The organism is Bradyrhizobium sp. S3.12.5 (assembly GCF_040548225.1).
In the GTDB taxonomy this organism is placed as follows: Bacteria; Pseudomonadota; Alphaproteobacteria; order Rhizobiales; family Xanthobacteraceae; genus Bradyrhizobium; species Bradyrhizobium cytisi.
Map to the genome: position 1 here is coordinate 16,351 of NZ_JBEPRF010000023.1, position 12,684 is coordinate 29,034.

Sequence of the window (12,684 nt, forward strand, 5' to 3'; positions counted from 1 at the left end):
AGAAGCCTACTCCTCGACCGAACTACTCGACAGATAGGGATAACGGTAATCCCGCGGAGGGACGAACGCTTCCTTGATGCTTCTTGGCGAGGTCCACCGGATCAGATTCCAGATCGACCCTGCCTTGTCGTTGGTGCCCGACAATCTTGCGCCACCGAACGGCTGCTGGCCGACGATCGCACCGGTCGGCTTGTCGTTGATATAGAAATTGCCGGCAGCGGACCGCAGCCCGCCCAACGCGCGACCGATGATACGACGATCCCTCGAGAATATCGCGCCAGTGAGCCCATAGCTGCCCGACCGATCTATCTTCTCGAGAAGGGACTCGAACTCGCTGTCGGGGTAGACATATGCCGCAACGATGGGACCAAAAAACTCCTCGCGAAGAAGTCGCGATTCCAGATCGTCGGTTTCGATCAAGGTGGGAGCAACGAAGTAGCCCGTTCTGTTGTCCCCTTCTCCTCCTCTGAGAATCTTCGCGTTCGACGATCTTGCCTCCTCGAAGACACGCATGTGTTTGCGCCAGGCCTTTTCGTCTATCACCGCGCCCATGAAGTTGCCGAAGTCGGCGACGTCACCGACCTTGATCGTCCCAATCTCATCGCACAGGATCGTCTTCAGGGCCGACCATAGTGAAGCCGGCACGAAGATCCGGGATGCCGCAGAGCACTTCTGCCCTTGATATTCGTAGCCTCCTCTGATGATCGCAGTCGCCAGAGCGTCAACGTCTGCGCTCTGGTGAGCCAGAATGAAATTCTTCCCGCCGGTCTCTCCGACGAGCCGCGGATAGTTTCGATATCGATCGATGTTCGATCCGACTTTGCGGAAGATGTTGTTGAAGACCTGCGTCGACCCCGTGAAGTGAACGCCGGCAAGGCGCTCGTCAGCCAGTGCAATATCGGCGATCTGGGCGCCGTCTCCATAGACGAGGTTGATGACGCCATCCGGAAGACCCGCTTCCCGCAAGACCTGCATGATCAGGTGCGCAGGATATTTGGCAGTTGCTGCAGGCTTCCAGACGACCGTATTGCCCATCAAGGCCGGCGCCGTCGGCAAGTTCCCGGCGATCGCGGTGAAGTTGAATGGCGTGATCGCAAGAACGAAGCCCTCCAGCGGCCGGTAGTCGCTGCGATTCCAGACGCCGGGAGCCGAAATCGGTTGATCTTCGTAAAGGCGCCTCATGAATTCAACGTTGAATCGCCAGAAGTCGATGAGCTCGGCGGCGGAGTCGATTTCCGCCTGGTGGACGGTCTTGGACTGACCGAGCATCGTCGCCGCATTGAGACGATCGCGCCAGGGGCCCGATACCAGCTCGGCGGCTTTCAAGAAGACCGCGGCCCTCTCCGTCCAGGGCCACGTCGACCAGCCGCTCCATGCGCCAGTGGCCGCATTGATCGCGGCTTTCACTTCGGCTTCGGAGGCAAGATGAGCCTCTCCAAGGACGTGATCGTGCCTGTGAGGCATGACTGCCGTCTCACGACGTCCAGTCCGCCGTTCGCCACCATTGATGATCAGCGGCAACTCGACGCACTGGTTGCTCATTTGCTCGAGCGCAGCTTTGATCGCCGACCGTTCGGGACTGTTGGGGACATAATCGCGAACGGGCTCATTGCGGGGAAGCGGGGGGCGCGCGTTCGACGCTTCAACAGCCGAGTTCATATCTGGGACCATTTTGAGTGACAACCGATGTTTTTAGGCTGAATTCCTGGTGCAGGCCTGTGTGCTTCAACTGGTTACCCGTCGTCCGCGGGTGGTGCCGGCGCGACCGGAACTCTCGACATCCCAGCTTCCAGCGAGACTAGTCGGCAACTCGACCTTGCGAATTCGTTGAGTCGGTCCACTCGGAAATTCGACGACGAAATCCAGGTATCGCGGGACTTGATAGTAGGCGAGCCGTGCTTCACACCACCGAATGAGATCGAGGGGATCGATTCTCGAACCTGATGCAGGTTTGACGAAGGCGCGTATGTCCTGCTCCCCCATATCGGAGGCGACACCGACGACTGCAGACTCCTCGACCTCGGGATGGGAGTTGATGACCTGCTCGACTTCCCAGGCCGAAACGTTTTCCCCACGCCTTCGCAAGCTGTCCTTCTTGCGTCCTGCGTAGTAGAAAAAGCCGTCTTCGTCCCGAAAGCCCAAGTCTCCGGTATAGACGCACCCGTCTCGCAAGACTTCAGCCGTCTTCTTCGGATCGCGAAAATATCCGCACATGACGACTCCCGGCAGCTTCGGTCGGACCAGGATCTCGCCGATCTCGCCGTTCGGCAGCATCTTGCCGTCCTCGCCCGCAATCCAGGAATCGAACTCTTCGACCGGCCTTCCCATCGAGCCAACACGCCCCTCGAGATTGAGATGCGTGAAGTTTTGCGCCTCGGAAATGCCGTACCCTTCACGAATGGTCACGCCGAACCGCTCCTCGAAAGCGCGCCAGCTATTCTTGGGTGCCGCGGCGCCCCAGGCGATGCGGATTGGATTGTCGCGATCATCCGGACGAGGCGGCTGCCTCAGGAGGATGTTCATCGCTCCGCCGAGGTAATGCAGAACCGTTGCCCCCGATGCGCGGATTTGATTCCAGCATTGCGATCCGCTGAACCGCTCGACCATCGCAATGGGGACGCCGCGCTGCAAAGCGATGACGACGGTCATCCAGCCGGCAACATGGTAGAACGGCTCCCAGAGAAACAGGACATCATCATCCCTGACATCCGCAAGGACAGCGGCGTTTTTTGCACCAATTTGAAAGAAGCGCTCGGACACCACCACGCCCTTCGGCTGTCCGGTCGTTCCCGATGTATACGCGATCGTATGTACGCGATTGAGCGTTGCAGGAAATGGTTCGCATGTCGCAGGAACACATTCCAGAGAAAGCGGGCCGAATGGTGGTTCGAGATCGAGATCGGCGGCATTGCGGACCAATATCCGCATCCCGACAAAGCGGATCTCCTCCTGGGCTGCTCTTGCCTCCGGCACGAAAACGGAATCGATGATGAAAAATCGCGGCTCGGCGTTGTTCAGCTGGAGCGCAATGCCCATACCTTTCAGATGCATGCTCACCTCGACACTGATCGCGCCGACCCAAGCCAAAGCGAGATAGACGACGATGTGATCGGGGTGATTCCCCATCATCAACGCGACTCGGTCGCCAGATTTGACGCCCAAATCGCGAAGCATCGCGGAGACAGAGGAGACCCGGCGCCTCAACTCCGAGAAGCTGATGACAGCATCTTCAAAGCGCAAAAAGTCCTTATCCGGTCGTTCCCGGCATTGTTTGGTGATGAGCTCATGAAGCGTCAGCATTGAAGTTCCGTGCTTGCCAGGAAACCTCGAAGAATTCGCGCAATCATCGGCCGTGAGGCCAATACCAATTTCGGAGGCATCGATACCGGATTGGAATTGCCAATGCGGTATCTGCCCGTGTTCGGGCCGCCGCAAGTCCGTCGAGGCGTGCCAGCCCCGCCATGTGCCGGCGCTGACCCGGGAACTTGCTTCGACCACTTTGAAAGACGAGGCGCTTGCAGAGACGACACATCCGGAGGTAGCACATCGAAGCTGGTGGACCCGTTGTCTTCATTCACGATGAACCGCGCCATTCAACACTTTATCGATCGACTGACCGAAGGCAGAGACCATGATGCTCTGCAGCAGAGCATGGCGGATGTCGCCAATGCGCTCAACTTGTCGCTATTTGCCTATCTGCGTCTACCTCCCAAATCAGGCGGTAGCCCCAAGCTGATTTCGACATATCCGCCCTCCTGGACTGCACACTATCTGCGCCGCAAGTATCAAGCCTTCGATCCTGTGGTTCATCGGGCGATCCACCATACTCGACCGTTTCGATGGGGTCTCGGGTTCGGACCGCAAGTCCGCTCGGAATCCGAGCGCGAAGTTTTCGAAGAAGCCAGCAGATTCGGCATTCGATATGGATTTACGATACCAATCCACGACAACAGAGGTGAAATCGCGATCGTGACGTTTGCGACCGACGGGCGGCGAGTCGGATTCGAGCGCTCGATAAGCAAGGGCGCCGATGTTCTGGAAGTGATCGCCTGGTACTTCCATGCGCATGCCCGACCAATATTCTCGCCAAATCGCATAGTCGATGGCGTGTCGTTGTCCCCGCGCGAGTTCGAGTGTCTCGAATGGTCTTCGCGCGGCAAATCCATTGGGGACATCGGGATCATTCTCGGGATCTCGCGGCGAACCGCTGCATTTCATTTGGACAACGTCCGAGCGAAGCTCGGTGTTCGTACGATTTGCCAGGCCGTCGCCCGCCTAGCCGAAGCAAACTCACGAAAATAATTGACGTAAATCCATCAGCACCTGTGTACCTGCACAGGATACACTTGCGTCGGCTTCTGCTTTGCTTTCCGAGACAAAGGAGGGGAGCCCACAATGATGCTGCTCATCAAGCCGGAGTATTACGGCGAGTTCGTCGATGATCTGGCCGAGATGCACCGGCTGCGCTATCGGGTGTTCAAACAGCGTCTCGACTGGGACGTCCAAGTGAGCGGCGATAAGGAAGTCGACGAGTTCGACGTGGTTCGGCCGGTGCACTTGCTGCTCCGGTCGTTCGAAGGACGGCTTCAGGGTTGCGTCCGTCTTCTCCCCTCGACTGGCCCTACCATGCTGAGAGACACCTTTCCAATTCTTCTGGACGGACAGCCGGCGCCCAGGAGCGAGAAGATTTGGGAGAGCAGCCGTTTTGCACTCGACATTTCTCCAGACGCGCCGAAGGCGAGTGGCGGACTTGCTGCCGCGACTTACGAACTCTTTGCAGCGATGATCGAATTCGGCCTCTCCCTTCAACTCGACAGGATCGTCACTGTCACCGACGCCCGCATGGAGCGCATTCTTCGGCGCGCCGGATGGCCTCTATGCCCGATCGGAAAATCTCGGCCACTCGGAAACACCACGGCTGTTGCCGGCTACCTGGAGGTATCGACCGATGCGCTGGAGCGCATCCGCAGGGCGGGGCGCATCTCAGGTCCAGTGCTCTGGGCTCCAGTCATCGGAGCTGCCGCGTAGGCGTTGGATGCAAGTACAACTCGCAGCCCGCTGCACACTGGCGCGGAAAGCTCTCTCACTCCAGCCCTCAAGATGCACAATTTCCGTCGACGACGACCTTCTCTTCAAGCCCGCAAAGTTCTCGAACTGAAACACCTGAGATCTGCCGTTGCTGCGGCCGATTGCGGCAGCTTCCGCCAGGCCGCGGAGCTGCTGGGATCGCAACAATCGGGCATCAGCCGAAGAATTGACCAGATCGAACATCACTTGGGGATTGCCATTTTCGAGCGCCATAGCGGGGGTGTGCGTCCAACGTCCGCCGGGGGCTGCGTTCTCCGCCTGGCGAGGATCATTCTGGAGGAGTTCGACGCACTCATTGCAACTGCCAGCTCCATTCAGAACGGCGAGACAGGCCGGCTGGCGGTCGGCTTCTGCACATCGCTCTCTGCAGGCGATCTGCAGGCCTCATTGCTCGATTTCAAGCAGCGATTCCCGCAGATAGAACTTGCGACGGTCGAACGGTCTCGGACGCGTCTGGCAGCGGCACTTCGCAACGGCGCGCTCGACATCCTGATCGTCACAGGGGGTTTGCCATTGTTGGACAACAAAGCCATGCCGCTGTGGAGCGAGCGCGTTCTGGTCGTCCTCCCCGAGGAACATCCTCTCGCCGCCCGCCAAACTGTCCACTGGAGCGACCTGCGCGGCGAGACGGTGCTGCTGAGCCACTACGATCCTGGAACCGAGTTTGAATCTCTCCTGGTTTCCAAGCTCGTCCCATCCGAGGATCACCCTAAAATCGAGCGCCACGATGTCAGCCGCGGGATCATCAAGAGCCTGATCGGCATGAGCACGGGAATCAGCTTGGCGCTCGAGTCCGACATGGGGGCGAATCTAGCCGGCCTGGTCTACCGAGAGCTGCACGACGGCACGGGTCCGAGCCGCTTCGAGTTCTCGGCATACTGGCGAGCCGACAACGAAAACCCTGCCCTCGCTGCCTTCCTCAAAATGCTCTCTGAACGCTACCCCTCGCCTCCGCTCGGAGGTTGACCCGCTCGTCGAGCCTTCCGAAAGCGCCTGTCACTTGCCATGAACCGCGCCAACATGGGTGCGATGAGCTTGGCGGGATCCTGAATCGGCTGAGCGGTCTCCTGCGCGAGGATTTCGGCGTTATCCTGACTCTACGCACGTGTCTCAGACATGTCATGCGGATCAGTCATCAGGGTTGCCGATGGAGCTCGTCAGACGTCCGGGTCAAGCGTTCCCGCAGCGAAGCGAGGACAACGCTTGACGCGGCGGCGACACCATAAACTGGCTATGGGGTGCAGGCGAAGTCCTGCACCCCTGCCACGCGGCGAGCGGGAGAGCACGAGGGGAACCCCTCGCCTTCTAAATAAAGGTCTTTGCGCCGAAGGCGCTCCGTTTTGGAGAGAGAATGCCGCAGCTTTACTTCACGGATCTCGCGGCGCTGCGCCGCTCAGCAATCGTTGATGGTGTCACGCACGAGCTTCCGGCGGAGACAATCGCGGCGGTGGAGACAACAGAACTCAGCGACGGCATGCCATTCATTCTGGATAATTGCAGCGGTTACGATCTCGATCTCAATCGTTTCTTTCGGGCCTGTCCCACCATGGGGCTGCGCTCAGCGAACAGTCTCAGGGCCTACGCTCGCGACCTTGTGGTCTGGATGCGCTTTCTTTCCGAGCGTCGAGACAAGAAGTCGATTTGGCTTGCCGACCGCGAAGACGTCGCAGCCTATCATGCCGCGCGTCGCCGGTCGGCGCCGTCTCATCGGATCTCCGCGGCCTCGTGGAATCGTGCTGTAGCCGCGCTTGAGAAGTTTTACGGCTGGGCAGTTGAGGAAGAGCTGATCGCCGCATCGCCATTCGGATCGAGTACGATGTGGCGGCGCGTTCGCGGCGGACGATTTGCACCGGTTAGGACTATCCGTGCCCGCGAAGCCGGCGCCCGACGTGGCGACCTCCGGTTCGTCGGCCTCGGTCATTTCTTTGCTTTCCGGGATGTTGGGTTGCGGGGCCGCCAGCTCGATGGATGCGAGGATGCGACATGGAGCGGGCGCCACGGCGAGCGCAATGCCATGTTCGCGGAACTGCTCGTCACGACCGGCCTGCGACTGGAAGAGGCGGCGAGCCTTCTTATCGTCGAGTTGCCCGCACTTGATCGGACCCGATCGGCTCCTAGATCGATCCCATTTCGGCTCCCGCCCTCGATCGCCAAGGGCGGGAGATCGCGAGAGATCAGGTTGCCAGCGCGGCTTCTGCATCATCTCGCCGACTATGTGGCGATCGAGCGCGCCAATGCGCTCACCAACTTCCGCAATGTCGATTCCGATCCGATTGTCGTTCGTGATGACGCAACCCGTGGCGCGATTGGTCTTGTCGACCGCACCGGCCAAGTCCGCTCTGTTCGCCTCGATGTGCTCAGCCCGACCGAGCGGAGACGACTCGTGACGTCGTCGGGGGAGCCGATGATCCTCTGGCTGAACGAAGCGGGTCGACCGATGACGTCGGCTGCCTGGGCCGCGGTGTTCCGCCGGGCGAGCATGCGGTGTCGCGTTCTCGGCATCGATCTCGACGTCACCCCACATGCGTTGCGGCACACCTTCGCCGTCCACATGCTTTCCATGCTGATCCGCGAACAGATCGGCGCCGTCTTGGCCGATGGTCCGCCTGACGAACCGGGCTCCGCCGCCTACCGCCGGATGATTGGCGATCCGCTGCAGAAGTTGCAGCGCCTTCTTGGACATGCCAGCATCGCCAGCACTTACATCTACCTCGATAGCCTGGAGGAGAGCCGCGCTCTCGTCGAGGCGGCCGCCGAGCGCTGGGGCGCGGCGCTCGATGCTTCGACAAAGGATGTGTCGTGAGCGGCAGGCGAGCAAGGTTTCCGCCGGCCGAGACCGCCATCGCCAGGCCGCTCGGCGCGCTCCGCTTCGAGATCCCGGTAGAGAGCGGCGAGCGCGTCACCGTCACCTTGAGTGATTCCTCGCGGCCGCGGCTCGCCCGCGCCTTCGGCGCAGCATTGCGCGACAGCCTGACAACGCCCGGCGTCGTCTGCACACCCACCAAAGTACGGGTGCATGTCGAGCAACTCCGACGGTTCCTGCACTTCCTGGATGCCGCCGACGAAGCTGTCGACACCGTCGCGATGATTGAACCGACACTTTTCGACCGCTACGAAGCCTGGCTCAAGCGCCACACCTACGCCGGGGCTATCCACCGTCGCCATCTACTCTCCCGACCGATCCTGCTCCTGCGCCGGATGGAGGAGCAGGAGCCGGGCACGCTGCCTTCCGCGCTTCTGCCGCGGCTCACCTATCTCAGTCTCGACCCCTACAAAAACAGCCGTCCGCGCGACGCCTATAGCGGAGCCGTCGCCGCGAGCATCCGGCGCGCTGCGCGCAAGCAGGTCGTCGAAGCAGCCCGCCGGATCGTGCTGGAGGGCAAGCTGCCGACGCTCCCCGCCGATCTTCATCCCAACGTCGAGGAACCCTATCAGTTGCTCATTGAGGCAATCGATCGGGACGGTTGGGTCGCGTCAAAGCATCCGCTCTTCGATAACATGCGTCAGCGCGCTATCTACTACGGAGCGGCTCGCCGCGTCGACCTGAGTTGCCCGGCGACGCATGCCCGCTTCTACCTGACGGCGGTCGACGTGGTCGCCTTCATCATCCTGCTGTCGCTTGGGACAGGGCTCGAGATCGAGTGTCTGCGCGAGCTGAAGGCCGACTGCCTGAAGAACCCGGCCAAGGGTTTCGTCGACATCACATATTTCAAGCGCCGCTCGCAGGGTGCGGAGTGGAAGACCGTGAGGGTCCGTGATGGTGGCGCGACCACACCTGGTGGCCTCGTTCGTCTTGCGATCAGGCTCACTGCCCGAGCCCGTCGCCGCCTTGATACCGATCGGCTTTGGGTCTGGGGATGTGTCCACGGCCTGATCGGCGGCATGACGAGGAGCAATTTCACGCCGCGCTATTTCGTGCGTCAATACGGCCTTGTCGACGACCAGGGCCGCGCCCTGCATCTCGAACTTTCACGGCTGCGCAAGACCTACAAGGCAGAGTGGTATGTGAAGACTGGTGGCCAGCTCGAGACGTTCGCGCAAGGGCACTCCGTCGAGGTAGCAGCGGAGCACTATGCCGACATTCCCGCGCTCAAGGGCGTGCATGAGGCAACGATCGCGGCTGCACTCGAGGATGCGCTCGCGGTGACGCGCCCGGCGCCTGATCCAGAACCACGCATCGTCACGCCCAAGGAGGAGGCCGCAATCCGCCTCGATCCAGGCGGCAGCCATCTGCCCGGAACACTCGCAGGTGAAGCAATCGCCCCCTTTCTCGATGGCGCCCAGGATCTGTGGCTCGCGGCATGCGCCAGCTTCTACGATAGTCCATTCACGGCGAAGGGAGATGCCTGTCCGTCGCCATTCTGGAGCTGCCTCGATTGCAGCAACGCCGTCATCACCGCACGCAAGCTGCCGGCATTGATCGCGTTCCTTGCATTTACGGTGGCGCAACGCGAGTCGCTGGCTGAAGCTGACTGGGAGGCCAAGTTCGGCCGCGCCCATCGGCGCATTCGCGATCAGATCCTTCCTGCCTTCCCGAAGGCTGTTGTGACCGCCGCGCGCATCGCGACCGATGCAACGCCTGGCATCATCTATCTGCCACCGGAGGCGAGCGCGACATGACGGCGACTCAACCTGCGCCATCGTCCGATACCTGGGGCATCGCCTCTCAGATGCGCTGCGGCAACGAACGGGTGCTGACGAGAATGGCGCTCAAACCGGGTACCGATGAGACCCGCTTGTCGCACTTTCGCGACGACCGCTGGGATCTCGCCCCCGCGATCTTTCGCGAGAACGTCTCGCAATACGTCACAGTGATCGACTTCACGTCGCTCACCGATCCGCTGCAGCGTTTGACCGCCAAGGAGTTCATTTGGGCACGGCTGAACGAGCCATCGCCATCTCCCACGCGGGCGCGCATGTCCCCCACGGTCGCTCGCACGGCCCTGTCCAATCTCGCCCGCTTCATGGCCTTCGCCGCTCAGCAGGCTGGCACATTCGCAATGCACAGGGTCGATCAAGCAATGCTTGACGCTTTTCTCGTCGAGCTTCGGCGCGAGCGAGGACGAACTGCCGAACGCATCGCACATTTGCTCGACGCGCCGATCGAACTCGATCGCTATTCGCCATACCTGACGCTCGGCGGCTTTTGTTGCCGGCCCTGGCGAGGCCGTTCTGCGGCGCGGGTCGCCGGGCTGCCACCACGGCCGATGGCGAGCGAGAACCGCACGCCCCGCATTCCGGAGCCGGTCATCGGTGCATTGCTGCGATGGTCGCTGAAGTACGTCGATCTGTTCGCCGCCGACATCTTCGCTGCCCGCGCTGATCTCGGTCGGCTGGAACAGGGCGTACGTCCGCACGACAGAGTTGCGCAAAGCCTTCCGCTCATTGATCAGCTCGACTCTTATATCGGACGGCGTTGCGCGGACGGACGCGGCATTCCGTCTTCCGCATTCGACCGTGACGGTCGGCGCAAGTCGGCAGGCCTGATGGTTTCCGGCATCAACTTTCATCTGATCGCCCTCCAGCTCGGCTGCGACAAGCGCTTTTTGGTTTCTCGTCCGGCGCTTCGGGGACGATTGGACCGCGCCATCGAGCGTCTCGGCGGTGAGATCGGCGGCATGGACAGCACGGTCACGGTCGATCCGGATACGGGCCTGCCTTGGCGGGAGCGGTTCGACGACCGCAGCATCGTCGAAGAAGAGCGGATGTTGCAGGCCGCAGCCTATGTCGTCTGTGCGTACTTGACTGGCATGCGCGATAGCGAACTGCAGGCCATGCGCGTCGGCTGCTGGTCGCTCGGCCGAAGCGCCGACGGGATCGTCGAGCGACATCGCGTCAAAAGCACCACCTATAAGGCGCGGGAATCAAGCGGCGAGGAAGCCGAGTGGATAACAATCGCGCCCGTGGCGCGCGCAATCGACGTGGTGGAGCGCCTGACCGCGCAACAACGGGCGACACGCGGCGTCGACACCATCTGGCAGGTGCTCTCGATGGCTGATGATAGAGCGGAGCTGCGCGGAGGCGTCATACGGCTCGTCAACGGTCTCCGCGATCATCTCGACGCTCGCTCGCCCGAGGGTCCGGCAATCCCGCATGTCGAGGGTGGCCCATGGTGGTTCACACCACGTCAGTTTCGAAGAACACTCGCCTGGTACATCGCCAACCGGCCGTTCGGCACGGTGGCCGGCAAGATTCAGTACAAGCATGCCTCGATCGCCATGTTCGAAGGCTATTCCGGCTCCAGTCCATCGGGCTTTCGCCGCGAGGTCGAGCAGGAACGCGCGCTCGGCCAGATCGACGATGTGGTCGAGCATTATGAGGAAGCGATCAAGCGCGGACTACCGCCAGCGGGACCCGCGGCGGCGCGCCTGCGAAGCGAGTTCGCGCGGATCCGCGACGAGCTCGGCGACCTGCCAGGCCGGATCGTCGATGCGCAGCGGCTGCGGTCGATGCTCGGACATCTCGGGCGCACGCTCCATGTCGGCCTGCTGGCCGACTGCTTCTTCGATCCCGATACGGCGCTCTGCCTCGACCACGACAACGCGACGACCGACCGAACCGTGCCGGCGTTGTCCCACTGCCGCCCGGATCGCTGCCCGAACGCCTGCGTGACGCGCCGTCATCTGGCGCCTTGGCAGGCGTCAATCATGGAGGGCGAACAGATGCTCCAGGATCGACGGCTCTCATCGCTCCAGCGCCAGGTCCTGACAGAGGACAACGAGCGCAAGCGTCGGCTCATCGCACCACTCCTCGAAGGATCACCGGAATGACCAAGCCGATCAGCGCCGCCGCGGTCTCATCCATTGAGGCCGCCATGTCGCGGCTGATAGGCCGCGGCGACGTCCAGGCGACATTCACAATCGCCCGCCTGGCATCGGAGGCCGGACTCTCGCGTGCAACCCTTTACAGGGCGCCCGAACTGCTCGAGAGATTCCGGATTGCCATCGCGTCGCATCCGCGGGAGGTGAAGAGTCCCGCATCTAGCGCAGATCGGGTCCGCCAACTTGAAGCCGAGATTGCCGTCCTGCGCGGCCGCGAGACCGAGGACCTTCGCGCCTTGCGGTCATCCAACCGGCACATGGCGCAGCATATCCAGGTTCTCAGCCTCTTCGTGCGCAAGCAGGAGCAACGGATTGCCCGGCTTCAGGCCGAGCCGTCGGAATCGGAGCGCGGCGCGACGCTCGTGGCGTTTGCTGGACCACCGCTACGTTGACGAGTTTTGCCACGATCGGATTGCGCGCGCCGGCTCCGGTAACCGCGGTCGGACCGGATGAAGGACTCGAGCATGTGTGGGATCAACGTCGCGGCGTCGACCGGCTCATAAAGCCGGCTGTGCTCGGCGGCATAGCGCTCGAGTTCTTCCTTCAGAGGCCCCGAGATGTTGATCGTCATGCGGACGAGACCGGCTTTCGGCAAGCGGCCAAGTTTCAGATCCGCCATTCGTCGCCTCCCTTCATAAATGCGACAGAGACATGTTGACCGTTCAGATAATCGGCATAGGCGACGAGGTCCCGGTGGACGCTCGCTGGCAGTTCGTGTGTGACTTTGATCGGCTTGTCGTCCTCGATTGCTCCGAGCTTGAGCTTGGCCATCGTC

General features: G+C 61.5%; 10 protein-coding genes and 2 pseudogenes. 7 read left to right on the top strand and 5 right to left on the bottom strand.

Annotated features, from left to right (window positions below):
• Positions 1-6 precede the first annotated feature (6 nt).
• Both pruA and ABIC09_RS28715 read right to left on the bottom strand, forming a co-directional pair.
• Complete coding sequence (pruA, locus tag ABIC09_RS28710; RefSeq protein ID WP_354111343.1) at positions 7-1,659, bottom strand: L-glutamate gamma-semialdehyde dehydrogenase; 1,653 nt, start codon at positions 1,657-1,659, stop codon at positions 7-9.
• A 66-nt stretch (positions 1,660-1,725) separates the two neighbouring features.
• Positions 1,726-3,300 (bottom strand): AMP-binding protein, encoded by a 1,575-nt coding sequence (locus ABIC09_RS28715; protein WP_354111344.1) that lies wholly within the window; start codon positions 3,298-3,300, stop codon positions 1,726-1,728.
• Between the two features lie 279 nt (positions 3,301-3,579).
• On the opposite strand from ABIC09_RS28715, the gene ABIC09_RS28720 reads away from it, so the two are divergent.
• The 3 genes from ABIC09_RS28720 (at position 3,580) to ABIC09_RS28730 (ending at position 6,054) form a co-directional block, all read left to right on the top strand.
• Complete coding sequence (locus tag ABIC09_RS28720) at positions 3,580-4,302, top strand: LuxR family transcriptional regulator (protein ID WP_502917713.1); 723 nt, start codon at positions 3,580-3,582, stop codon at positions 4,300-4,302.
• A 93-nt stretch (positions 4,303-4,395) separates the two neighbouring features.
• The gene (locus tag ABIC09_RS28725) at positions 4,396-5,028 is read left to right on the top strand and encodes an acyl-homoserine-lactone synthase (protein WP_354111346.1); all 633 of its coding nucleotides are present in this window, start codon (positions 4,396-4,398) and stop codon (positions 5,026-5,028) included.
• A 72-nt stretch (positions 5,029-5,100) separates the two neighbouring features.
• Positions 5,101-6,054 carry a LysR family transcriptional regulator gene (locus ABIC09_RS28730; protein WP_354111347.1) on the top strand — a complete coding sequence of 318 codons (954 nt, stop codon included), beginning with the start codon at positions 5,101-5,103 and terminating at the stop codon, positions 6,052-6,054.
• Here the strand turns inward: ABIC09_RS28730 and ABIC09_RS28735 are convergent.
• Positions 6,027-6,173 (bottom strand): annotated as a pseudogene (locus tag ABIC09_RS28735) (DUF2274 domain-containing protein); the annotation flags it as partial. The gene ABIC09_RS28730 and the pseudogene ABIC09_RS28735 sit on opposite strands and share 28 nt — an antisense overlap.
• Positions 6,174-6,439: 266 nt before the next feature.
• On the opposite strand from ABIC09_RS28735, the gene ABIC09_RS28740 reads away from it, so the two are divergent.
• The 4 genes from ABIC09_RS28740 (at position 6,440) to ABIC09_RS28755 (ending at position 12,301) form a co-directional block, all read left to right on the top strand.
• The gene (locus ABIC09_RS28740) at positions 6,440-7,891 is read left to right on the top strand and encodes a tyrosine-type recombinase/integrase (protein ID WP_354111348.1); all 1,452 of its coding nucleotides are present in this window, start codon (positions 6,440-6,442) and stop codon (positions 7,889-7,891) included.
• 155 nt (positions 7,892-8,046) lie between these two features.
• Positions 8,047-9,708: a hypothetical protein gene (locus ABIC09_RS28745; RefSeq protein WP_354111349.1), complete on the top strand. Its 1,662-nt coding sequence runs from the start codon at positions 8,047-8,049 to the stop codon at positions 9,706-9,708.
• Complete coding sequence (locus ABIC09_RS28750; protein WP_354111350.1) at positions 9,705-11,858, top strand: hypothetical protein; 2,154 nt, start codon at positions 9,705-9,707, stop codon at positions 11,856-11,858. The genes ABIC09_RS28745 and ABIC09_RS28750 overlap by 4 nt, the downstream gene beginning before the upstream one ends.
• Entirely contained in the window at positions 11,855-12,301 is a 447-nt protein-coding gene (locus ABIC09_RS28755) for a hypothetical protein (RefSeq protein WP_354111351.1), read from the top strand. Before ABIC09_RS28750 ends, ABIC09_RS28755 begins: the two co-directional genes overlap by 4 nt.
• Here the strand turns inward: ABIC09_RS28755 and ABIC09_RS28760 are convergent.
• Both ABIC09_RS28760 and ABIC09_RS28765 read right to left on the bottom strand, forming a co-directional pair.
• The gene (locus ABIC09_RS28760) at positions 12,232-12,528 is read right to left on the bottom strand and encodes a DUF2274 domain-containing protein (protein ID WP_354111352.1); all 297 of its coding nucleotides are present in this window, start codon (positions 12,526-12,528) and stop codon (positions 12,232-12,234) included. The two genes, ABIC09_RS28755 and ABIC09_RS28760, sit on opposite strands and share 70 nt — an antisense overlap.
• Before the next feature lie 35 nt (positions 12,529-12,563).
• Positions 12,564-12,680 (bottom strand): annotated as a pseudogene (locus ABIC09_RS28765) (DUF2274 domain-containing protein); the annotation flags it as partial.
• Positions 12,681-12,684: the final 4 nt, after the last annotated feature.